20 protein-coding genes and 1 tRNA gene are annotated in these 23,335 nt (G+C 63.7%); all 21 read right to left on the reverse strand.

Going from position 1 to position 23,335, the window contains the following annotated elements:
* Nucleotides 1–182, reverse strand: a 182-nt coding sequence (locus tag AC1DKV_RS35805) for a GTP-binding protein (protein WP_477139205.1), incomplete at its 3' end; no start/stop codon positions are given.
* Between the two features lie 81 nt (nucleotides 183–263).
* Nucleotides 264–2,372, reverse strand: a complete 2,109-nt coding sequence (fusA, locus tag AC1DKV_RS35810; protein ID WP_477139206.1) for an elongation factor G — start codon at nucleotides 2,370–2,372, stop codon at nucleotides 264–266.
* A gap of 117 nt (nucleotides 2,373–2,489) precedes the next feature.
* Nucleotides 2,490–2,960: a 30S ribosomal protein S7 gene (gene rpsG / locus AC1DKV_RS35815; protein WP_017224519.1), complete on the reverse strand. Its 471-nt coding sequence runs from the start codon at nucleotides 2,958–2,960 to the stop codon at nucleotides 2,490–2,492.
* Between the two features lie 228 nt (nucleotides 2,961–3,188).
* Nucleotides 3,189–3,566, reverse strand: a complete 378-nt coding sequence (gene rpsL / locus AC1DKV_RS35820; protein WP_477139207.1) for a 30S ribosomal protein S12 — start codon at nucleotides 3,564–3,566, stop codon at nucleotides 3,189–3,191.
* Between the two features lie 346 nt (nucleotides 3,567–3,912).
* The gene (recQ, locus tag AC1DKV_RS35825; protein WP_477139208.1) at nucleotides 3,913–5,766 is read right to left on the reverse strand and encodes a DNA helicase RecQ; all 1,854 of its coding nucleotides are present in this window, start codon (nucleotides 5,764–5,766) and stop codon (nucleotides 3,913–3,915) included.
* Between the two features lie 167 nt (nucleotides 5,767–5,933).
* Nucleotides 5,934–6,716, reverse strand: coding sequence for a 3-oxoadipate enol-lactonase (gene pcaD / locus AC1DKV_RS35830; protein ID WP_477139209.1), 783 nt, complete (start codon nucleotides 6,714–6,716; stop codon nucleotides 5,934–5,936).
* A gap of 88 nt (nucleotides 6,717–6,804) precedes the next feature.
* Nucleotides 6,805–7,089 carry a muconolactone Delta-isomerase gene (gene catC / locus AC1DKV_RS35835; RefSeq protein ID WP_441623840.1) on the reverse strand — a complete coding sequence of 95 codons (285 nt, stop codon included), beginning with the start codon at nucleotides 7,087–7,089 and terminating at the stop codon, nucleotides 6,805–6,807.
* A 52-nt stretch (nucleotides 7,090–7,141) separates the two neighbouring features.
* Nucleotides 7,142–8,188, reverse strand: coding sequence for a cyclase family protein (locus AC1DKV_RS35840; RefSeq protein WP_477139210.1), 1,047 nt, complete (start codon nucleotides 8,186–8,188; stop codon nucleotides 7,142–7,144).
* 91 nt (nucleotides 8,189–8,279) lie between these two features.
* On the reverse strand, nucleotides 8,280–8,576 hold the full coding sequence (locus AC1DKV_RS35845) for a YciI family protein (protein ID WP_441623844.1): 297 nt from the start codon (nucleotides 8,574–8,576) through the stop codon (nucleotides 8,280–8,282).
* A gap of 65 nt (nucleotides 8,577–8,641) precedes the next feature.
* Nucleotides 8,642–9,985, reverse strand: a complete 1,344-nt coding sequence (locus AC1DKV_RS35850; RefSeq protein ID WP_477139211.1) for a short-chain fatty acid transporter — start codon at nucleotides 9,983–9,985, stop codon at nucleotides 8,642–8,644.
* Complete coding sequence (locus AC1DKV_RS35855; RefSeq protein WP_441623847.1) at nucleotides 9,982–10,185, reverse strand: hypothetical protein; 204 nt, start codon at nucleotides 10,183–10,185, stop codon at nucleotides 9,982–9,984. The genes AC1DKV_RS35850 and AC1DKV_RS35855 overlap by 4 nt, the downstream gene beginning before the upstream one ends.
* 215 nt (nucleotides 10,186–10,400) lie before the next feature.
* The gene (gene rpoC / locus AC1DKV_RS35860; protein ID WP_477139212.1) at nucleotides 10,401–14,645 is read right to left on the reverse strand and encodes a DNA-directed RNA polymerase subunit beta'; all 4,245 of its coding nucleotides are present in this window, start codon (nucleotides 14,643–14,645) and stop codon (nucleotides 10,401–10,403) included.
* Nucleotides 14,646–14,768: 123 nt separating this feature from the next.
* Nucleotides 14,769–18,875: a DNA-directed RNA polymerase subunit beta gene (gene rpoB / locus AC1DKV_RS35865; RefSeq protein ID WP_477139213.1), complete on the reverse strand. Its 4,107-nt coding sequence runs from the start codon at nucleotides 18,873–18,875 to the stop codon at nucleotides 14,769–14,771.
* 437 nt (nucleotides 18,876–19,312) lie between these two features.
* Nucleotides 19,313–19,684, reverse strand: coding sequence for a 50S ribosomal protein L7/L12 (gene rplL, locus AC1DKV_RS35870; RefSeq protein ID WP_441623853.1), 372 nt, complete (start codon nucleotides 19,682–19,684; stop codon nucleotides 19,313–19,315).
* 75 nt (nucleotides 19,685–19,759) lie between these two features.
* On the reverse strand, nucleotides 19,760–20,308 hold the full coding sequence (gene rplJ / locus AC1DKV_RS35875; RefSeq protein WP_477139214.1) for a 50S ribosomal protein L10: 549 nt from the start codon (nucleotides 20,306–20,308) through the stop codon (nucleotides 19,760–19,762).
* A 432-nt stretch (nucleotides 20,309–20,740) separates the two neighbouring features.
* Nucleotides 20,741–21,436: a 50S ribosomal protein L1 gene (gene rplA, locus AC1DKV_RS35880; RefSeq protein ID WP_441623855.1), complete on the reverse strand. Its 696-nt coding sequence runs from the start codon at nucleotides 21,434–21,436 to the stop codon at nucleotides 20,741–20,743.
* Nucleotides 21,437–21,868 carry a 50S ribosomal protein L11 gene (gene rplK / locus AC1DKV_RS35885; protein WP_477139215.1) on the reverse strand — a complete coding sequence of 144 codons (432 nt, stop codon included), beginning with the start codon at nucleotides 21,866–21,868 and terminating at the stop codon, nucleotides 21,437–21,439.
* Between the two features lie 164 nt (nucleotides 21,869–22,032).
* A complete protein-coding gene (gene nusG / locus AC1DKV_RS35890) occupies nucleotides 22,033–22,614 on the reverse strand; it encodes a transcription termination/antitermination protein NusG (protein ID WP_477139216.1) in 582 nt (193 codons plus the stop codon).
* Nucleotides 22,615–22,624: 10 nt separating this feature from the next.
* A complete protein-coding gene (gene secE / locus AC1DKV_RS35895; RefSeq protein WP_477139217.1) occupies nucleotides 22,625–23,005 on the reverse strand; it encodes a preprotein translocase subunit SecE in 381 nt (126 codons plus the stop codon).
* 59 nt (nucleotides 23,006–23,064) lie between these two features.
* A tRNA-Trp gene (locus AC1DKV_RS35900) sits at nucleotides 23,065–23,140 on the reverse strand.
* 84 nt (nucleotides 23,141–23,224) lie between these two features.
* Nucleotides 23,225–23,335 (reverse strand): EF-Tu C-terminal domain-related protein (locus AC1DKV_RS35905; RefSeq protein WP_477136724.1); only part of this gene is annotated, 111 nt, incomplete at its 5' end.

Consider the following 23,335-nt stretch of genomic DNA (forward strand, 5'->3'; position numbering starts at 1 on the left):
TTCGTCGTACTTCTTGGCCGAGCCGCCAAACTTTGTTCGTCGTACTTCTTGGCCGAGCCGCCAAACTTTGCTGCCAGCACCGTGGCGATCGCTGCCGTCAGCGTGGTCTTGCCATGGTCAACGTGACCGATCGTACCAACGTTCACGTGCGGCTTGGTCCGCTCGAACTTTTCCTTTGCCATTTTTMAGCTCCTAATGGAATGCAGTCTTTTATACAGTTCATTGCACCGCCGCGCGGGTCGCGCGCGGCGGTTAAGCTTTACTTACTTGCCCTTGGCCGCCATCACGGCTTCGGCGATGTTCTTMGGTGCCTCAGCGTAGTGCTTGAATTCCATGGTGTACGTGGCGCGGCCTTGCGTGGCCGAGCGCAGCGACGTCGAATAACCGAACATTTCCGACAGCGGGACTTCGGCCTTGATGATCTTGCTGCCGCCCACCATGTCGTCCATGCCCTGCACGATGCCGCGGCGGGACGACAAGTCGCCCATCACGGTACCCGTGTAGTCTTCCGGCGTTTCCACTTCCACGGCCATCATCGGCTCGAGCAGAACCGGGCTGGCCTTGCGCATGGCGTCCTTGAAAGCCATCGAGCCGGCCATGCGGAACGCGTTTTCGTTCGAGTCCACGTCGTGGTACGAACCGAAGGTCAGCGTGACCTTCACGTCCACCACAGGGAAGCCAGCCAGGATACCGGCCGGCAGCGTGTCGACGATACCCTTCTCGACCGCCGGGATGTATTCGCGAGGAATCACACCGCCCTTGATGGCGTCGATGAACTCGAAGCCMTTGCCCGGCTCTTGCGGTTCCAGCGTGATCACAGCGTGACCGTACTGGCCGCGGCCGCCCGACTGCTTGACGAACTTGCCTTCGACGTCTTCGGCCTTCTTGCGAATGGTTTCGCGGTAGGCCACCTGCGGCGCGCCGATGTTGGCTTCCACACCGAATTCGCGCTTCATGCGGTCGACCAGAATTTCGAGGTGGAGCTCGCCCATGCCCGAAATGATGGTCTGACCCGATTCTTCATCGGTACGCACGCGGAACGACGGATCTTCAGCGGCCAGGCGGTTCAGGGCGATGCCCATCTTTTCCTGGTCAGCCTTGGTCTTCGGCTCGACAGCCTGCGAGATCACCGGCTCCGGGAACACCATGCGCTCGAGCACGATCGGGGCAGCCGGATCGCACAGCGTATCGCCCGTGGTGGCATCCTTCAGGCCCACCGCAGCAGCGATGTCGCCGGCCAGCACTTCCTTGATTTCTTCGCGCTGGTTGGCGTGCATCTGCAGAATACGGCCCAGACGCTCCTTCTTCTGCTTCACCGGGTTGTACACGGTGTCGCCCGAATTGATCTTGCCCGAATACACGCGGAAGAAGATCAGTTGGCCGACGAACGGGTCGGTCATGATCTTGAACGCCAGCGCCGAGAACTTCTCGCTGTCGTCAGCCTTGCGCTCGAGCTTCTTCTCGTCGTTGCTTTCGTCCACGCCCTTGACCGGCGGGATATCGACCGGCGACGGCAGGAAGTCGATCACGGCGTCGAGCATACGCTGCACGCCCTTGTTCTTGAACGCGGTGCCGCACAGCATCGGCTGGATTTCGCAGGCGATGGTACGGTCACGCAACGCCTTGACGATCTCGGCGCGGGTCAGCTCTTCGCCGCCCAGGTACTTTTCCATCAGCTCTTCGCTGGCTTCGGCGGCGGACTCGACCATCTTCTCGCGCCATTCTTCAGCGGTGGCTTGCAGCTCAGCCGGGATGTCCTGGTATTCGAACTTCACGCCTTGGCTGGCTTCGTCCCAAACGATCGCCTTCATTTCCAGCAGATCGACGACGCCCTGGAAGCCGTCTTCAGCGCCGATCGGCACMACGACGGGCACCGGGTTGGCCTTCAGGCGGGTCTTCAGCTGGTCGTAGACCTTGAAGAAGTTCGCGCCGGTACGGTCCATCTTGTTGACGAATGCCAGACGCGGMACGCCGTACTTGTTGGCCTGACGCCAGACGGTTTCCGACTGCGGCTGCACGCCACCCACTGCGCAGTACACCATGCACGCGCCGTCCAGCACGCGCATGGAGCGCTCCACCTCGATGGTGAAGTCCACGTGGCCCGGGGTGTCGATGATGTTGAAGCGGTGTTCGGGGTAGTTGCCCGCCATGCCCTTCCAGAAGGCGGTGGTGGCAGCGGAGGTGATGGTGATGCCACGCTCCTGCTCCTGCTCCATCCAGTCCATGGTGGCTGCGCCATCATGCACTTCACCGATCTTGTKGTTCACACCGGTGTAGAACAGGATACGTTCGGTCGTGGTGGTTTTACCCGCGTCAATGTGAGCCGAGATACCGATGTTGCGGTAGCGCTCAATGGGAGTCTTACGAGCCACTTTAATCCTCTATTCGTCCGTGAGGCGCCGACATCTCATTGCCAGCACCCGTAACACAAACGGGCGAGCGTGTCATGACACAGCCCGCCCGGCAACCAACGACGTAACCCGCGCGCTTTAGAAGCGGAAGTGCGAGAACGCCTTGTTGGCTTCGGCCATGCGGTGCACTTCGTCGCGCTTCTTCATTGCGCCGCCGCGGCCTTCCGATGCTTCCAGCAGCTCACCTGCCAGGCGCAGCGCCATCGACTTCTCGCTGCGTTTTTTCGCGGCCTCGCGCAGCCAACGCATCGCCAATGCCAAACGACGCGACGGACGGACTTCGACCGGAACCTGATAGTTGGCGCCGCCCACGCGACGGCTCTTCACTTCGACCACCGGCTTCACGTTGTTGATGGCAACGGAAAACACTTCGACGGGGGCCTTGCCTGCCTTCTTCTCGATCTGGTCGAACGCGCCGTAGACGATACGTTCGGCAACCGACTTCTTGCCGTCCAGCATCAGCACGTTCATGAACTTGGCAACTTCAACGTTACCGAACTTCGGATCAGGCAGAATTTCCCGCTTGGGGACTTCACGACGACGTGGCATCTTTTTTCCTTTAGATTCAGTTGAGAGCGCGGCACAAATTTCCCGCTCTCCGGCCACCAACTAGCTTGCCTTTCCATTCAGGCAAATTCGCCGGGTGACCACTTACTCCACGGCACGGCGCGAAAAACGCTCCGTTGTACCGCCGCCTGGTGACAGCACCATGACGCAATCGCCACAGGCCATCGGTTGTTGCTTCGGGCTGTTCGCCCTGCTTGCCTGGCGTTAGCCTCAGGCAGCCTTCGGACGCTTCGCGCCGTACTTCGAACGAGCCTGGCGGCGATCCTTCACGCCTTGCAGGTCGAGCGAGCCACGGACGATGTGGTAACGCACACCCGGCAAGTCCTTCACACGGCCGCCGCGGATCAGCACGACCGAGTGTTCTTGCAGGTTGTGGCCTTCACCGCCGATGTACGAGATAACCTCGAAACCGTTGGTCAGGCGCACCTTGGCGACCTTACGCAGTGCCGAGTTCGGCTTCTTCGGCGTCGTGGTGTACACACGGGTGCACACGCCGCGACGCTGGGGGYAGTTCTCAAGCGCCGGGCTCTTGCTCTTGACGACTTCAGAGACGCGCGGCTTGCGAACCAGTTGGTTGATAGTTGGCATTGTTCAATCCAGCTTGGTTTTACGGAAAAACACCCCTCCGCCACAAGCAATGGGCCGGAAGGGCAACGACGGGTTTTGGGCGGGAAAAGTGAGCGGGCGCTCTTGAGACGGGACCTGTGGAAGTACAGACGGCCAAAGAGCGCGAGCTCGCCAGGGATCCCACTGCGACCACACCGCCGGGAACATCGTTGATCCCCCGGCAGGCTTGCCGATTGCGAACCGAAGGCCACAAATCCGACAGGCKAGCGAAATCCAAAGCCAAAAACTCGAATCTGACATGCTAGCAGGGGATCCGTAAACGGTCAAGCCGCTTTCGTATACGTATACCTTGGCGCCGCCTGCCCTGCTAGACCGAGCCCAGCGCCTCCAGGAGGGCGTCGCCATAGCGCTCGAGCTTGGCCGCGCCGATGCCGGGCACCTCGGCCAGCGCGACCAGCGAGTCCGGCGCGCTGCGCGCCAGTTCGGCCAGCGTGGCGTCGTGGAAGATCACATAGGCCGGCACGCCATGTTCGCGCGCGGTCTCGGTGCGCCACTTGCGCAGCGCCTCCCAGTTGGCGAGCGCATCGGCATCCATGTCCGCGGTGTGGTCGGTGCGCGTGCCGCCGCCGCGCGCGGCGCGCTCGCCGCTGCGGCCAGGCTTGCTGGCCTGCCGGCGCAGCGTGATCTGCATCTCGCCCTTGAGCACGGCGCGGGCAGACTCGCCCAGCAGCAGCGCGCCATGCCCGCCGTGGTCGATCACCAGCAGGCCGTGGGCGATCAGCTGGCGGAAGACCGCGTGCCATTCCGAGACCGTGCGMTCGGCGCCGATGCCGAACGTCGACACCTTGTCATGCCCCCACTGGCGCACTTTCTCGGATGCGTTGCCGCGCAGCACGTCGACCAGGTGGGTCGCGCCGAAATGCACGCGGCTGGCCTGCGCCGTGCGATAGACGCAGGACAGCGCCATCTGCGCCTCGCGCGTGCCGTCCCAGGTTGCGGGCGGCTCCAGGCAGGTGTCGCAGTTGCCGCATGGCTCGCTGGCCTCGTCGAAGTACGCCAGGATGCGCACGCGCCGGCAGCCCGCGGTTTCGCATAGTCCCAGCAGGGCATCGAGCTTGGCCGAGGAGACGCGCTTGTGGGCCTCGTCGGCCTCCGACTCGTCGATCATGCGCTTTTGCTGGACCACGTCGCCCAGGCCATAGGCCATCCACGCGCTGGCGGGCAGCCCGTCGCGGCCGGCGCGCCCGGTTTCCTGGTAGTAGCCTTCCATGCTCTTGGGCAGGTCCAGGTGGGCGACGAAGCGCACGTCGGGCTTGTCGATGCCCATGCCGAAGGCGATGGTSGCGACCATGATCACGCCCTCTTCCTCGCGGAAACGGGCCTGGTGATGCTGGCGCACGCCAGCGTCCATGCCGGCGTGGTATGCCAGCGCGTTGAGACCGTGACTGCTCAGCCAGCTGGCCGTGTCCTCGACCTTCTTGCGCGACAGGCAGTAGACGATGCCGCTGTCGTGGGTGCCGTCCGCCGCCAGATGCTCGGCCTTGATAAAGGACAGCAGCTGCTGGCGCGCGTTGTCCTTCTCGACGATGCGGTAGCGGATATTGGGGCGGTCGAAGCTGGAGACGAAGACGCGCGCGTCATGCAGCGCCAGGCKCTCGACGATTTCCTCGCGCGTGACCGAGTCCGCGGTGGCGGTGAGCGCGATGCGCGGCACGTACGGAAAGCGCTCGTGCAGCACCGACAACTGGATATATTCCGGGCGGAAATCATGCCCCCACTGCGACACGCAGTGCGCCTCGTCGATGGCGAATACGCCGATACGGGTACGCTCGAGCAGGTCCTGGAAGCGCGGCGTCATCAGCCGCTCGGGCGCCACATAGAGGATCTCGAGGCGGCCGGCGAGCAGGTCGCGCTCCACCGCGGCGGCCTCGGCCCCGCTGAGTGTCGAGTTCAGCACGGCAGCGCGCACGCCCGCCTCGGACAACGCGGCGACCTGGTCCTGCATCAGCGCGATCAGCGGCGACACCACGATGCCGGTGCCCTGCCCCGCGCGCTGCCGCAGCAGTGCGGGAATCTGGTAGCACAGCGACTTGCCGCCGCCGGTCGGCATCAGTACCAGGCAGTCGCCGCCCTCGGCCACATGGTCGATGATCTCGGCCTGCCGGCCGCGGAAGGCGTGGTACCCGAATACATCCTTGAGAATCGCCAGCGCGCGCGACATAGGGAAACGAAAGCGGTGAAGCCASAAAAGCCCCGGCTAGCCGGGAAAGGCGTAACCATACCACTAAGGGCACGGTACAAACGTTTCCGACCGTTGMGCATTCGCGCGGATGGCCGCGGGGAGACGGCGGGGGCAGCGGCAAGCCTGCCGGCCCGCCTCCCGCCGCATCAGCCCTGCAGGAAATCCAGCACGGCCCTGGTGAACGGCTCGGCCTGCTCCAGGTTGGACAGGTGCGCCGCCGGCTCCAGCTCGACATAGCGCGCACCGGGGATGGCCTGCGCCAGGAAGGCGCCATCGCGCGGCGGCGTGGGCAGGTCGTTGGCACCGGCGATCACCAGCGTCGGGCGCGCGATGGCCTGGATGGCCTCGCGCAGGTCCGAATCGCGCACCGCGCGGCAGTTGGCGGCGTAGCCGGCCGCGTCGGTCGCGCCCAGCATGGCCTGCAGCGACGCCACCAGCGCGGGCTGCTGCGCGGCAAACCCTGGGGTGAGCCATTTATCGACGACCGCCGCGGCGATCGACGCCACGCCGTCGCGCTCGACCGCCGCCGCGCGGTTGGTCCAGTTCTCCGGCGGGCCGATGTAGGCCGCCGTATTGCACAGCACCAGGCGGTCGATGCGCTGCGGCTGGTGCACGCCCAGCCACATGCCGGTGATGCCGCCCATCGACAGGCCGCAGAAATGCGCGCGCTCGATCTGCAGGTGGTCCAGCAGGCCGGTCACATCCTGGMCCAGTTGCGCGATGGTGTAAGGCCCGGGCGTGACCGAGGACGCGCCATGGCCGCGCGTGTCATAGCGCAACAGGCGGTAGCGCTGCGAGAACGCCGCCACCTGTGGCTGCCACATGTCGAGACTGGTGCCGAGCGAGTTGGACAGGACGAGCACCGGCAGGCTGGCATCGCCGTCGAGGCGATAGTGCAGGCGKACGTCGGAAAGATCTGCGTGGGGCATGGTGCGGAACTCCGGTGGATCGATGGGTTGGAACGGTCGGTCGGCGAATCGGTCGKCGAATCGTCCGGCGGACGGGTGGCGGCGCCGCTCAGTTCTGCGCGATGGCCGAACCGTGCTGCGCCAGCGCCGTTACCGAAATGTCCATGTATGGGTAGAGCGGCAGCGAAGTCAGCAGCGTGTGCAGCTCGTCGTTGTCCCTGACGTCGAAGATGCTGACATTGGCATACTGGCCGGCCACGCGCCACAGGTGGCGCCACTTGCCCTCGCGCTGCAGCTTCTGCGACAGCGCCTTCTCGTCCTGCTTGAGCTGCTCGACGAATTGCGGATCGAGCGAATGCGGGATGCGGACGGTCATTTCGGCCATGAACAACATGAATATCTCCTGAGCTTTGCGGGAAGTGGTATTTCGTTCGACGAATGCAGGGTCACACCGTGGCGACCGGCGTCAGCGGCGAGCCGAGCGCGCCCGGCAACCRCAGCGGCGGCGCGCTGAGGAAGAAGCGCGTGCGGCCGTTGGCGCGCAGCCATGCCGCCAGCTCGYGCAGGTACCACAGCTCGCCCAGCGGCAGGCCGAGCTTGAACAGGCAATGGTGGTGCAGGGGAAGTGCCGGCGCGGTGCCGCTGGCCGGGCGCGCGGGAAAGCGCTCCACGGCATAGTTGTCGGCCGCCAGCGCGGCGATGCCGCTGTCGGTGATCCACTGCAGCAGGCGCTCGTCGCGCCCGTCGAGCGCGACGCAGCTATGGTGCAGGCGCTCGGCGTCGGGGGTGCCGTTCATTTCGAGCACCATCTCGGCAAAACCGGTGCGCAGCACCAGGATGTCGCCCTCACCGATCTCCACGTGGTCGGCCTCGATCACGCGCATGAGGGCGTCGTAGCCGAGGGTGGCGAACTCGCGCCCGTGGTATTCGGCCAGGTCCAGCAGCACGCCGCGGCCCTGGACGCCGTGCTCGGCAAAGCGTTCGATGCCCAGCGCGTGCGCATGGCTGTGGTCGTGGCCGCATGCGTGGGCGGCGAAGCCGTCCGCTTCGGCATAGTCGACCGGGCCGACGATGTCCTGGTTCGGGCGGAAGCCGTTGTAGTAGACGCGCTCGGCCACGCCGTCGCCATCGGCGTCGAACAACGCGCCGACATGCGCCAGCGCGTCCCACTGCGTCGAATATTGCAGCGACAGCAGGACCTGGTCGTCGCTGAGCACGTCGACGGCGCTGGCGTCGACCTTGGCCAGCGGGAAGTTGACGTAGGCGACGCCGTCGCGGAAGGTCGGGCGCAGTTGCGGCGGATGGCGCCGCACATTGAGTGCATTGCCGCCGGGCATGTCGAGCGGCAGCGAGAGGCTGAAGGTGTTGCCCGTGCGGATCTCGCGCGCCGCGTCGCGCACCTTGTCCGGGCTGATCAGGTTCAGGCGACCGAGCTGGTCGTCAGGGCCGAAATCGCCCCAGTTGGAGCCGTCCGGCCGGTTCTTCCATCGCATGTTGATCTCGGGTATTGCACCGGCGCGCGCCTGCCAGGGCAGGCCGTCGTGCCGGCGCGCGGGCCGGGTCTGGCGTCGCCCGGACGCAGGTTCAGATGTAGCGCTCGCCGCCCAGATAGGCTTTGCGCCAGCGCGTGATGCGCACCTCGGCGAACAGCCCGGCGGCGGCAAAGGGATCGGCGTCGATGAAGGCCTGCGTGGCTTCGCGTGTTTCCAGGTCGACGATGTAGAAACCGCCGCCGGCATCGCTGCCGTCGTCGTTGAGCTTGGCGCCGCACGCCAGCAGCAGCGCCTTGTTGGCCTCGAGGTATCCGAGGTGGGATGCCCGGTTGGCCTGGCGCACGTGCTGGTGGGCGGGCTTGTCCCAGGTTTCGATCAGGAACGGCATGATGGTCTCCTCTGTCTTGTCTGCTTCGTTGCGAAATGCATMACGATCTACGCCGCGGCAGGCACTCAGCCGATCTGCGTGCCCCACAGCAGCAGGGCGCCGATATACACCAGGCCCACCCAGAACATCATGATCACGGTGTAGCCCATCACGTCCTTCAGGCTGAGCTTGGACAGCGCCAGCGCGGGCAGGATCCAGAACGGCTGCACSAGGTCGTTCCAMGCGTTGCCGAGCATCACCGACATCGAGGTCTGGCTGATCGAGCTGCCGATGGCCTTGGCCGCATCGATCATGAACGGGCCCTGGATCACCCAGTGGCCGCCGCCGGACGGCGCGAAGAAGTTGATGACGAAGGAGCTGATCAGGCCCCAGAACGGCAGTGTCTGCGGCGTGGCGATGTCGACAAACACGCGCGAGATCGTGTCCACCAGCGCCGAGCCCGCCATGATGGCCATGATGCCGGCATAGAACGGGTATTGCAGGATGATGCCGGAAATCGTCTTGATGCCTTCGTTGAGCTTGGCCACGTAGTTGACCGGCGTGCCCAGCAGCAGCACCCCGAGGAACAGGATCATGAAGTTGATCAGGTTCAGGTCGAGCGAGCCGCCGGCGCGGAAGTACAGCGCGGCGTAGCCCACGCCGCACAGGCCGATGGCCAGGCTCAGGATGCGGCTGTTGTTGAGCTTCGATGCGATCGTGTTCTCCACGCCCAGGCTGTGMGCGGAACCTTGCGCAGCGTCGTTGCCGCCGGCGGCCTCGGGCTTGATCTCGACCACGTCGGCGGGATTGCGCGGGTGCAGCCAGGCATTGAGCAGCGGCAGGGTCACGATKACCACCAGGCTGGTCAGCAGCATCGGCAGCGAGAAGATGGTCTCGGACAGCGGCACCACGCCCATCGATTTCTCGAGCGGGTGTCCCGGCGTGGAGATCAGCACCGGGATGCTGGCCGACAGGCCCAGCCCGTACATGGTGAAGCCGCTGTATGCGGCGGCGATCATCAGCGGGTAATGCACGCCGCGCACCTTGGTGGCCAGCTTCTTGGCGATGATGCCGCCGATGACCAGGCCGAAGCCCCAGTTCAGGTAGCTGCCGATGCCGCCGACCAGGGTGGCGACGATCACGGCGCCGCGCGGGGTGTGCACAGCGCTGACGATGCGCTCAAGCAGCCGGTCGGTCAGCGGCGCGGTGGCGAGCACATAGCCCATGGCCAGGATCACCGCCATCTGCGTCGTGAACGACAGCAGGTTCCAGAATCCCTTGCCCCAGCTCAGGATCACCGCAGGGGCCGGCTGCCCTTCCACCAGGACCGCCATGGCCATGGTCAACAACGTCAGCGCGATGGCGAAAACGAAAGGATCCGGCAAATACCGGCGCATCARTTCGGTAAAGAAACCTGCGATCTTGCTCACTGCTTGTCCCCACAAGATGATGATTTGTATCGCCTGTCGAACTCCGGTTCTTGCTGCGAACAAAACAGGCGGTTGGCCTGGATGCTAGGAGCATCGCCGGAAGGGGTCAAGTCAATGAGTTGCGTCTTTAATTTCTTAATTCGCAATAATTCGGCAGACTTTCCGACAAATGCTTCGAATTGAACCGCTTTTGCCTGCATCCCGCCGTATCCCGCGGGATTCCCGAAAACGCGCGACAACACCCCGGCCGGGCCGCTGAAAGGCGGGCGAAAGCATGATGAAAGGCTGCCGAAAGACCCCATGCGCGATGCGGGAACGTCGGACGAAAAAAAGCCCGGCTCGAAAGCCGGGCTTTTTCAACATCTGCTGCCTTGCGCTGTGACTCAGCAGGCGGGATGGAACGTGGTCATGGAAATCAGACCGCGTCGCCCTCGCCTTCCGTCGTCGCGGGCACCACCGGCGGCTCGATGAAGAGCGACTGCTCTTCGTCGGAGATCGCCTGGGCGCGTTCGCGCTCGGCCGCCTCGCGCGCCTTGCGGGCGCGGTGGTAGGCCAGGCCGGTACCGGCCGGGATCAGACGGCCGACGATCACGTTTTCCTTCAGACCACGCAGGTCGTCGGTCTTGCCCATGATCGCGGCTTCGGTCAGCACGCGGGTGGTTTCCTGGAACGATGCCGCCGAGATGAAGCTGTCGGTGGACAGCGACGCCTTGGTGATACCGAGCAGCAGGTTTTCGTACGTGGCCGGACGCTTGCCTTCGGCGATCACGCGATCGTTCTCGTCGAGCAGTTCCGAACGCTCCACCTGTTCACCCGGGATGAACTTGGTGTCGCCCACATCTGAGATCTGCACGCGGCGCAGCATCTGGCGCACGATCACTTCGATGTGCTTGTCGTTGATCTTCACGCCCTGCAGACGGTACACGTCCTGCACTTCGTCGACGATGTATTGCGCCAGTTCCTCGATGCCCTTCAGGCGCAGGATGTCGTGCGGGTCCGCCGGACCTTCCACGATCATTTCGCCCTTGTTCACCACCTGACCATCGTGCACCAGGACCTGCTTTTCCTTGGCGATCAGGAACTCGTGGGCGTTGCCGTCCAGGTCCGTGATCACCAGGCGTTGCTTGCCCTTGGTGTCCTTGCCGAACGAAGTCGTGCCGGTGACTTCCGCCAGCACGGCGGCGTCCTTCGGCGAACGCGCTTCGAACAGTTCGGCCACGCGCGGCAGACCCCCGGTAATGTCGCGGGTCTTCTGCGATTCGGTCGGGATACGTGCAAGCACTTCACCCACGTGCACCTGCTGGCCGTCCTTCACGGTAATCAGCGCGCCGACCTGGAAGCCGATGGTCACGGAGTGGTCCGTGCCCGGGATCTTCACTTCCTGGCCATTCGCGTCGAGCAGCTTCACCTGCGGGCGCAGGCCCTTGGTGGCAGCCGTGCGGCGCTTGGCGTCGATCACCACGAGGGTCGACAGGCCGGTGACTTCGTCCATCTGCTTGGCGACGGTCACGCCTTCTTCGACGTTCTCGAACTTGGTCGTGCCGGTGTACTCCGACACGATCGGGCGCGTCAGTGCGTCCCACGTTGCGAGCTGCGTACCAGCCTTGATGGCCTGGCCGTCCTGCACCAGCAGCGTCGCGCCGTACKGGATCTTGTGGCGCTCGCGCTCGCGGCCGTGGTCGTCGGTGATCAGCGCTTCGCCCGAACGCGAAATGACGATCAGCTCGCCCTTCGCGTTGGTGACGTAACGCATGGTCGCCGTGAAACGCACGGTACCGGTTGCCTTCGCTTCCACGCTCGATGCCACTGCCGCACGCGATGCCGCGCCACCGATGTGGAACGTACGCATGGTCAGCTGCGTGCCCGGTTCGCCGATCGACTGGGCGGCGATCACGCCAACCGCTTCGCCGGAGTTCACCAGCACGCCGCGGCCGAGGTCGCGGCCATAGCACATGCCGCACAGGCCGTAGCGCGTGTCGCACGACAGCGGGGTGCGCACCTTCACTTCGTCCACGCCCAGGGCGTCGATCATGTCKACCAGGTCTTCGTCCAGCAGGGTGCCGGTTTCGATCGCGGTTTCCTGGGTTTCAGGGTTCACCACGTCGCTCACCGTCACACGGCCGAGGATACGGTCGCGCAGGGCTTCGATCACTTCACCGCCTTCGACCAGGGCCTTCATGGCCACGCCGTTGGTGGTGCCGCAATCGTCTTCCACCACCACCAGATCCTGCGTCACGTCGACCAGACGACGGGTCAGGTAACCCGAGTTSGCGGTCTTCAGTGCCGTGTCGGCCAGACCCTTACKGGCGCCGTGGGTGGAGATGAAGTACTGCAGAACGTTCAGGCCTTCACGGAAGTTCGCCGTAATCGGCGTTTCGATGATCGAGCCATCCGGCTTGGCCATCAGGCCCCGCATGCCGGCCAGCTGACGGATCTGCGCAGCGGAACCACGCGCACCCGAGTCGGCCATCATGTAGATCGAGTTGAACGAGTCCTGCTTGACGGTATTGCCGTCGCGGTCGACCACGTCTTCGTGCTGGAGCTGTTCCATCATCGCCTTGCCCACCTGGTCGCCGGCGGCGCCCCAGATGTCCACGACGTTGTTGTAACGCTCCTGGTCGGTCACCAGGCCCGACATGTACTGCTTGTCGTATTCCTTGACCTTGGCTGCCGCGTCGGAAATGATCTTTTCCTTCTGCGGCGGCACCAGCATGTCGTCGATGGCGATCGAGATACCGGCGCGCGTTGCCAGGCGGAAGCCCGACTGCAGCAGCTTGTCGGCGAAGATCACGGTTTCGCGCAGGCCGCACTTGCGGAACGCGGTGTTGATCAGGCGCGAGATTTCCTTCTTCTTCAGCGGCTTGTTCAGCACCGAGAAAGGCAGGCCCTTCGGCAGGATCTCGGACATGATCGCGCGGCCGACCGTGGTGGCCTGCAGCGTGATCTTGGGCGCGAAGCGGGCATCGCCCACGGCGTMCTTGTCCACCAGCTCATACTCGGTGATACGCACGTTCACGCGGGAAGCCAGCTCGACTTCCTTGTTCTCGTAGGCGCGGATCACTTCGCTGATGTCGGCAAACGTCAGGCCTTCGCCCTTGCCATTGATCTTGTCGCGGGTCGTGTAGTACAGACCCAGCACCACGTCTTGCGACGGCACGATCGAGGGGTCGCCGTTGGCCGGGAACAGCACGTTGTTGGAGGCCAGCATCAGGGTGCGGGCTTCCATCTGCGCTTCCAGCGACAGCGGGACGTGCACAGCCATCTGGTCACCGTCGAAGTCGGCGTTGAACGCCGCGCAGACGAGCGGGTGCAGCTGGATGGCCTTGCCTTCGATCAGCACCGGCTCGAACGCCTGGATACCCAGGCGGTGCAGCGTCGGCGCGCGGTTCAGCATGACCGGATGCTCGCGGATCACCTCTTCGAGGATGTCCCACACCACCGCGGTCTGGCTTTCCACTTCCTTCTTCGCCGCCTTGATGGTGGTGGCGATGCCCATCGTTTCCAGCTTGTGGAAAATGAAGGGCTTGAACAGCTCGAGCGCCATCAGCTTGGGCAGGCCGCACTGGTGCAGCTTGAGCGTCGGGCCCACCACGATGACCGAACGGCCCGAGTAGTCGACGCGCTTGCCCAGCAGGTTCTGACGGAAACGGCCGCCCTTGCCCTTGATCATTTCAGCCAGGGACTTCAGCGGACGCTTGTTGGCGCCGGTCATCGCCTTGCCGCGACGGCCGTTGTCCAGCAGCGAGTCGACCGCTTCCTGCAGCATGCGCTTTTCGTTGCGCACGATGATCTCGGGCGCCTTCAGTTCCAGCAGGCGCTTCAGGCGGTTGTTACGGTTGATGACGCGGCGATACAGGTCGTTCAGGTCCGAGGTCGCGAAGCGGCCGCCGTCCAGCGGCACCAGCGGACGCAGCTCGGGCGGCAGCACCGGCAGCACTTCCAGGATCATCCACTCGGGCTTGATGCCTGAGCGCTGGAACGCCTCGAGCACCTTCAGGCGCTTGGCGAACTTCTTGATCTTGGCTTCGGAACCGGTGGCCTGCAGCTCGGCGCGGATCGTTTCGATCTGCTTTTCGATGTCAATGCCACGCAGCAGTTCACGGATGCCTTCGGCGCCCATCATGGCCACGAACTCGCCCTCGCCGTACTCCTCGCACTTGGCGATGTAGTCGTCCTCGGACATGATCTGGCTCTTCTTGAGCGGGGTCATGCCGGGCTCGAGCACCACGAATGCCTCGAAGTACAGCACGCGCTCGATGTCGCGCAGCGTCATGTCGAGCACCATGCCCAGACGCGACGGCAGCGACTTCAGGAACCAGATGTGCGCGGTCGGCGCAGCCAGTTCGATGTGGCCCATGCGCTCGCGGCGCACCTTGGCCAGCGTCACTTCGACGCCGCACTTCTCGCAGATCACGCCACGGTGCTTGAGGCGCTTGTACTTGCCGCACAGGCACTYGTAGTCCTTGATCGGKCCAAAGATCTTGGCGCAGAACAAGCCATCGCGCTCGGGCTTGAACGTGCGGTAGTTGATCGTTTCCGGCTTCTTCACTTCACCGTACGACCACGAACGGATCTTCTCCGGCGAAGCCAGGCCKATCTTGATCGCGTCGAACTGCTCTTCCTGCTGAACCTGCTTAAAGAGATCGAGCAATGCTTTCATTGCAACTCCTTGTTTCGCCGCCAGCCCGACGTCATGTCGGGCCCGCGGCATTCATTCTGTGGGAAATCCGTAGCGGGCAATCGGCGGGAGGCTGGCCGCGACCGGCCTCCCGCGCGCTCTCGATCAGTAGCGATCGAGATCGATGTCGATACCCAGCGAGCGGATTTCCTTCACCAGCACGTTGAACGATTCCGGCATGCCGGCATCGATCGAGTGCTCGCCCTTGACGATGTTCTCGTAGACCTTGGTMCGGCCGTTCACGTCATCGGACTTGACCGTCAGCATTTCCTGCAGCACGTAGGAGGCGCCATAAGCTTCCAGCGCCCACACTTCCATCTCACCGAAACGCTGGCCACCGAACTGCGCCTTACCACCCAGCGGCTGCTGGGTCACCAGCGAGTACGGGCCGGTCGAACGCGCATGCATCTTGTCGTCGACCAAGTGGTGCAGCTTCAGCATGTGCATCACGCCCAGCGTCACCGGACGCTCGAACGCTTCGCCGGTACGGCCGTCGTGCAGCGTGACCTGTTGCTTGGAAGCGGTCAGGCCCATGTCCTTGGCGATCTCTTCCGGGTAAGCCAGGTCCAGCATGCGGCGGATTTCGTCCTCGTGCGCACCGTCGAACACCGGCGTGGCGAACGGCACACCCTTCTTCAGGTTGGTGGCCAGTTCCAGAATTTCGGCGTCGCTCAGGCTGTCGAGGTCTTCCGGCTTGCCGCTCTCGTTGTAGACCTGGGCCAGCAGCTTGCGCAGCTCCTGTGCCTTGGCCTGTGCCTTGAGCATGCTGCCGATACGCAGGCCCAGGCCGCGCGCGGCCCAGCCCAGGTGGGTTTCCAGGATCTGGCCCACGTTCATCCGCGACGGCACGCCGAGCGGGTTCAGCACGATGTCGGCAGGCGTGCCGTCAGCCATGTAGGGCATGTCTTCGATCGGGACGATCTTCGACACCACACCCTTGTTGCCGTGACGGCCGGCCATCTTGTCGCCAGGCTGCAGGCGGCGCTTGACGGCCAGGTACACCTTGACCATCTTGATCACGCCCGGCGGCAGTTCGTCGCCCTGCGTGAGCTTCTTGCGCTTCTCTTCGAAGGCCAGGTCGAACTCGTGGCGCTTCTGCTCGATGGCTTCCTTGACGGCTTCCAGCTGGGCAGCGACTTCCTCGTCGGCCGGGCGGATGTCGAACCAGTGGTACTTGTCCAGGTCGGCCAGGTACTCGTGGGTCAGCTTGGCGCCCTTGGCCAGCTTCTTCGGGCCGCCGTTGACGGTCTTGTCGAGCAGCAGGCGTTCCAGACGCTGGAAGGCGTCGCCTTCCACGATACGCAGCTGGTCGTTCAGGTCCAGGCGGTAGCGCTTGAGTTCGTCGTCGATGATCGACTGGGCGCGCTTGTCGCGCGTCACGCCTTCGCGGGTGAAGACCTGGACGTCGATCACGATGCCGCTCATGCCCGACGGCACGCGCAGCGAGGTGTCCTTCACGTCCGAAGCCTTCTCGCCGAAGATCGCGCGCAGCAGCTTTTCTTCCGGGGTCAGCTGGGTCTCGCCCTTGGGCGTGACCTTGCCGACCAGCACGTCGCCGGCTTCCACTTCGGCACCGATGTAGGTGATGCCGGACTCGTCCAGGCGCGCCAGTTGCGCTTCGGCGAGGTTGGAGATGTCGCGCGTGATTTCTTCCGGTCCCAGCTTGGTGTCGCGGGCGACGACCGACAGTTCCTCGATGTGGATCGAGGTATAGCGGTCTTCGGCGACCACGCGTTCGGAGATCAGGATCGAATCTTCGAAGTTGTAGCCGTTCCACGGCATGAACGCCACCAGCATGTTCTGGCCGAGCGCGAGCTCGCCCAGGTCGGTCGAGGCGCCGTCGGCGATCACGTCGCCGCGGGCGACGAAATCACCGACCTTGACCATCGGACGCTGGTTGATGTTGGTGTTCTGGTTCGAGCGCGTGTACTTGATCAGGTTGTAGATGTCCACGCCGACTTCGCCTGCAACGGCTTCGTCGTCGTTCACACGGATCACGATACGCATCGCATCGACGTAGTCCACCACGCCGCCACGGGTGGCCTGCACGGCGGTACCCGAGTCGACCGCGACGGTACGCTCGATGCCGGTACCCACCAGCGGCTTGTCCGGACGCAGGCAAGGCACGGCCTGACGCTGCATGTTCGCGCCCATCAGTGCACGGTTCGCGTCATCGTGCTCGAGGAACGGCACCAGCGATGCCGCGGCCGAGACGATCTGCGACGGCGCCACGTCGATGTACTGCACGCGGTCCGGCGTGACCATGCGGGTTTCACGCTCGCTGCCTTCACGCGACGACACCAGTTCGTCGATGAGGGTGCCGTCGGCGTCCACCGTCGCGTTGGCCTGCGCCACCACGTACTTGCCTTCCTCGATGGCCGACAGGTAGTCGACCTGGTCGGTCAGCTTGCTGTCGACGACCTTGCGGTACGGCGTTTMCAGGAAGCCGTATTCGTTCAGGCGGGCGTACAGTGCCAGCGAGTTGATCAGGCCGATGTTCGGGCCTTCCGGTGTTTCGATCGGGCACACGCGGCCATAGTGGGTCGGGTGCACGTCGCGGACTTCGAAGCCTGCGCGTTCGCGCGTCAGACCGCCCGGGCCCAGTGCGGAGACACGGCGCTTGTGCGTGATCTCGGACAGCGGGTTGGTCTGGTCCATGAACTGCGACAGCTGCGACGAACCGAAGAACTCGCGGATCGCCGAGGAAATCGGCTTCGAGTTGATCAGGTCGTGCGGCATCAGGTTTTCGGTCTCGGCCTGGCCCAGACGTTCCTTGACGGCGCGCTCCACGCGCGAGAGGCCGGCGCGGAACTGGTTTTCCGCGAGTTCGCCGACGCAACGCACGCGACGATTGCCCAGGTGGTCGATGTCATCGACCTCGCCCTTGCCGTTGCGCAGGTTGACCAGGATCTTGATGGTCTCGAGGATGTCCTCGTCCTGCAGCACCATGCTGCCYTCGCCGCTCGGGCGSSMCAGRCGGCTGTTGACCTTCATGCGGCCAACGCCCGACAGATCGTACGACTCTTCGCTGTAGAACAGGCGCTGGAACAGGGCTTCCACCGCGTCTTCGGTCGGCGGCTCGCCGGGACGCATCATGCGGTAGATGGCGATACGCGCAGCGGTCTGGTCGGCGGTGTCGTCCACGCGCAGGGTCTGCGACATGTACGGACCCTGGTCCAGGTCGTTGGTGTACAGCGTCTGGATCTGCTTGACGCCGGCTTCGCGCAGGTTCTCCAGGACGGTCTCGGTGAGTTCGTCGTTGGCGTTGGCAATCACCTCGCCGGTGTCCGGGTCGATGATGTTCTTGGCCAGCACGCGGCCCAGCAGGTAGTCTTCCGGCACGCTGATCAGCTTGGTGCCGGCCGAGTCCAGGTCGCGGATGTGCTTGGCGTTGATACGCTTGTCCTTCTCCACCACGACGCGGCCGTTCTTGTCGGCGATGTCGAAGCGCGCGACTTCACCGCGCAGGCGCTCGGGCACGAACTCCATCTGCGCGCCTTCCGACTGCAGCGTGAAGTTGTCGAACACGAAGAAATGCGCGAGGATCTGTTCGGGCGTCAGGCCAATCGACTTCAGCAGGATCGTCACCGGCATCTTGCGGCGGCGGTCGACACGGAAGTACAGGATGTCCTTCGGGTCGAACTCGAAGTCGAGCCRCGAACCGCGGTAGGGGATGATACGAGCCGAGAACAACAGCTTGCCCGAGCTGTGGGTCTTGCCCTTGTCGTGTTCGAAGAACACGCCCGGCGAACGGTGGAGCTGCGAGACGATCACGCGCTCGGTACCGTTGATCACGAACGAACCGGTCGACGTCATGAGCGGAATTTCGCCCATGTAGACTTCCTGTTCCTTTACTTCCTTGACCTTGCCCGGGTTTTCGCGATCGTTGATGATCAGGCGCACCTTCGCGCGCAGGGCCGAGTGGAAGGTCAGGCCACGCTGTTGACATTCCTTGACGTCGAACGGCGGGTTGKAAAGATGGTAGGAGACGAACTCCATGCGGGCGAGCCCGTTGTGCGACACAATCGGGAAGATTGCGCTGAATGCCGCTTGCAGGCCCTCTGTTTTGCGACGCGAGGGTGGCGTATCCTCTTGCAGAAACTGAGTGTAGGATTCAATCTGGGTGGCAAGCAGGAAAGGAACCTGGTGAACCGTCGCGCGCTTCGCAAAACTTTTGCGAATGCGCTTCTTTTCGGTGAAGCTGTACGCCATGGGATCTCCGAATCATCGCAGGGGCTGGCTGGACCTGGCGCAGCACCTGAGGTGTTCAGCGACTGGGAGGGGATTTGGCGGTTGGCCGCTACCAACCTCTGGCTGACGGTGTCCGCACGCTGCGAGCCGGCAGCTACGACGCGATGCGCCATGCCGGCCCGGGGGACACCCGACCAAACTTGTCTTCTGCAGTCGGTTCAGAAGACAAACATCAGCAACCACTTAGTGTGCCACTGATGTTTGGCCTCTGCTGAAGCTTAGGCACGAGCCCATGCGTTCAAGCATCGATTGCGCCATTTTCTGACGTCTTGCCTACGGTACTTCGCGGTTCTGGGTGCCGGATAAAACACTCATCGCAGAAGCGCAAAAAGGCTGGCGCCGGGAAACTCCCTTTGCCAGCCCCATTCGCGTGCCGGAAAATGGCACGCGAGCACAGCTTACTTGACTTCGACCTTTGCGCCGGCGTCTTCCAGCTTCTTCTTGGCGTCGGCTGCAGCAGCCTTGTCCACGCCTTCCTTGACAGCCTTCGGTGCGCCGTCGACCAGGTCCTTGGCTTCCTTCAGGCCCAGGCCGGTGATTTCGCGGACAGCCTTAATCACGCCAACCTTGTTCGCGCCGATTTCCGACAGGATAACGTTGAACTCGGTTTGCTCTTCGACAGCGGCAGCGCCAGCGCCCGGGGCAGCAGCCACGGCCATCGAAGCGGCGGACACGCCAAACTTTTCTTCGAACGCCTTGACCAGGTCGTTCAGTTCCATTACGGACATCGCGCCTACGGCTTCGAGGATGTCGTCTTTGCTGATTGCCATTTGGAATACTCCTGCTAAATGTGATTCGGTATCGGTAATGCGATCTTGATGAGCCAGGCTGCGGGGGCTTGCGCCTTAAGCAGCAGCGCCTTCGCTCTCGGCGGCGGCAGCAGCGCCTTCGCCTTCGGCAGGGGCGCCTTCGCTCTTCTTGGCGGACAGGGCGGCCAGCAGACGGGCGAAGCCCGACACCGGTGCCTGCATCACGCCAAGCAGCTGAGCAATCAGTTCGTCACGGCTCGGGATCGAGGCCAGTGCCTTGACGGCAGCAGCATCGAGCACGTTGCCGTCGTACGACGCTGCACGCAGAACCAGCTTGTCGTTGGTCTTGGCAAAGTCGTTCAGAACCTTGGCCKACGACACTGCATCTTCGGAAATACCGTAGATCAGCGGGCCGGTCATTTGCTCTGCGAGGCCKGCAAACGGCGTGCCTTCCACGGCGCGGCGGGCCAGCGTGTTCTTCAGAACGCGCAGGTACACGCCTTGCTCGCGGGCCTTGGCGCGCAGCTTGGTCAGATCGCCAACCGCAATGCCGCGATATTCGGCCACGACGATGGTCTGAGCTTTAGCGACTTGCGCCGAAACCTCAGCAACGACGGCCTTCTTATCTTCAATATTGAGTGGCACGGTTGAGCTCCAAAACGATGCTTGTCCCCCGGATCGTCCGGGGCACGCACATCAGTCCAAACGAACGGCGTCCGATTGGCCCGAATCACCCGGGTCATTGCCCGGATTCTCCAATCCCTCGGGTGCGCCATCTGCGCTGGTGGGGCGGGGGACGTGGCTGCAGGGCCAGAGCCCTGTCGCGTACGTTCCGTCCGATTAAGGCGAGCCGGCCAGACTTCGGCCACGCCCGCCACCAGCGGTCTTTGATAACCAGCGATGCCTGCCGCGCTTGCGCGCCGGCGGGCACCACTGCCCAAAGCCTTGCTCCTTGCTCCGCACAGTGCCTGTTCAGGCCCTGCGCCGGCTTGGAGACGATCCCGGCCTGGGGCCGGGATCTTCAATTCTTTGCGCCGGGCGACGTTATCGGGTCCGCCCGGTGCCTTGCCGCCAGCCTCAGGCCGACAGCGAGCCCTGTTCCACGCGCACGCCAACGCCCATGGTGGACGAAACGGCGATCTTGCGCAGGTACACGCCCTTGCTCGTGGCCGGCTTCGACTTCACCAGCGCTTCGATCAGTGCGCTCAGGTTGCGCTTCAGGTCGGCGTCCTGGAACGAACGACGGCCGATGGTGGCGTGGATGATACCGGCCTTGTCGACGCGGTATTGCACCTGACCAGCCTTGGCGTTCTTCACGGCCTGGGCCACGTCGGGAGTCACCGTGCCAACCTTCGGGTTCGGCATCAGGCCGCGCGGGCCGAGGATCTGRCCCAGCGTACCRACGATACGCATCGTGTCCGGCGAGGCGATCACCACGTCGAAGTTCAGGTTACCGGCCTTGACTTGCTCKGCCAGGTCTTCCATGCCGACGATATCGGCACCGGCTGCCTTGGCAGCTTCAGCCTTTTCGCCTTGCGCGAACACAGCCACGCGCACCGACTTGCCGGTACCGGCAGGCAGCACCACGGAACCGCGAACCACCTGGTCCGACTTCTTCGCATCGATGCCGAGCTGGACGGCCACGTCGATCGATTCGTCGAACTTGGCCGATGCGCATCCCTTCACCAGGCCCAGGGCCTCGTCGATCGGGTAGAACTTGGTGCGCTCGATCTTCGCCTTGTTGGCGGCTGCGCGCTTCGAAAGCTTAGCCATTTACAGACCCTCCACGGTGATGCCCATCGAACGAGCCGAGCCAGCGATGGTACGCACGGCAGCGTCCAGATCGGCAGCGGTCAGGTCAGCGTTCTTTGCCTTGGCGATTTCTTCAGCCTGGGCGCGGGTGATCTTGCCGACCTTGTCGGTGTGCGGCTTGGCCGAACCCTTGGTCAGGCCGGCAGCCTTCTTGATCAGCACGGTCGCCGGGGGCGACTTCATCACGAACGTGAAGCTCTTGTCGGCGAAGGCGGTAATCACCACCGGCACCGGCAGGCCGGGTTCCATGCCTTGGGTCTKCGCGTTGAACGCCTTGCAGAACTCCATGATGTTCAGACCGCGCTGACCCAGTGCCGGGCCCACGGGCGTGGAGGGATTTGCCTTACCAGCCGGAATTTGCAGCTTGATAAAGCCAATGATCTTCTTGGCCATCTTTACTCCAATCCGGATCCTTCACTTTTGAAAAGGATCCTGTTGAGTCGTAACGCGCTGTCGCCGTGCCGCTGGCACGACCTCACGCTCCTCTTTGGGCGCGGCCTCTCGACCCGCCCTTTCGCCCGTCGTCTGCCTTGCGGGCCGGCGACGGCCGAAAATCCTTAGACCTTCTCGACCTGGCCGAACTCGAGTTCGACCGGGGTAGCGCGTCCCAAGATCGTGACCGAGACACGCAGGCGCGACTTCTCGTAGTTCACTTCCTCGACATTGCCGTTGAAGTCGGTGAACGGGCCGTCCTTGACGCGCACCATTTCGCCCACTTCGAACAGCGTCTTGGGACGCGGCTTCTCGACCCCTTCCTGCATCTGGGTCATGATCTTGTCGACTTCCTTCTGGGAAATCGGGCTCGGGCGGTTGCGCGCACCGCCCACGAAACCGGTGACCTTGCTGGTGTTCTTCACCAGGTGCCAGGTTTCGTCGGTCATTTCCATYTCSACSAGCACGTAGCCGGGGAAGAAACGGCGCTCGGTAACGGACTTCTGCCCGCCCTTGATCTCGATCACTTCTTCCGACGGCACCAGGATGCGGCCGAACTTGTCCTGCATCTCGGCGCGCTCGATGCGCTCCTGCAGCGCGCGCTGTACGCTCTTTTCCATGCCGGAATAAGCGTGCACCACGTACCAGCGCTTCTTCGACGAAGGCGATTCCGCTGCGGGKACTTCCTGTTGTGCGTTATCCGTCATGTCCTATCCTTCATTTCCAGCCAAGCACGAGCKAAAAGATGACCCACTCGATGAGCTTGTCCGCAGACCACAAGAACACGGCCATGATCACGACGAAGACGAACACCAAGCCCGTCATCTGGCCAGCTTCCTTGCGGGTGGGCCAAACGACCTTGCGGACTTCGCGATAGGATTCCTTGGCGAATCCGATGAAGTCCTTGCCCGGCGCCGAGACCAGCGCGACCACCACGCCCAGTGCGATGCCGCCGAACAGCGCGGCGCCGCGCACATAGGAGGGCTGCTGTGCCAGGGCATAGAAACCGATGACGCCGGCAACCACCAGTAGCACCGCCACGCCCAGCAACAACTTGCCGCTGGAGGCGTTCACGGTTTCAACGTTGGGATTGGCCATGTTTCGCAAACGAGACTAAGCCGCGTCACGATACTCTATCGCGACGCGGCTGATTGAATTGGCAGGGGCAGAGGGAATCGAACCYMCAACCTTCGGTTTTGGAGACCGACGCTCTGCCARTTGAGCTATACCCCTAAAACAACTTTGGGGTCGGCGCTGGCGCMAACCCCTCTGGCAACGGATACGGCCGGTTGGTGCCGTATCCGCTGATCGACCTTATCAGTCGAGGATCTTTGCCACGACGCCGGCGCCGACGGTACGACCGCCTTCACGGATGGCGAAACGCAGGCCTTCTTCCATGGCGATCGGGGCGATCAGCTTGACGGTGAT

The sequence above is a fragment of the Cupriavidus sp. 05T41 genome (assembly GCF_056396525.1).

Bases quoted from the DNA above. Each gene is read 5' to 3' on its own strand.
- catC (WP_441623840.1), bottom strand. From the start codon at position 7,089: ATGTTGTTCATGGCCGAAATGACCGTCCGCATCCCGCATTCGCTCGAT.
- rpsG (WP_017224519.1), bottom strand. From the start codon at position 2,960: ATGCCACGTCGTCGTGAAGTCCCCAAGCGGGAAATTCTGCCTGATCCG.
- rplL (WP_441623853.1), bottom strand. From the start codon at position 19,684: ATGGCAATCAGCAAAGACGACATCCTCGAAGCCGTAGGCGCGATGTCC.
- AC1DKV_RS35855 (WP_441623847.1), bottom strand. From the start codon at position 10,185: ATGCAGGCAAAAGCGGTTCAATTCGAAGCATTTGTCGGAAAGTCTGCC.
- AC1DKV_RS35845 (WP_441623844.1), bottom strand. From the start codon at position 8,576: ATGCCGTTCCTGATCGAAACCTGGGACAAGCCCGCCCACCAGCACGTG.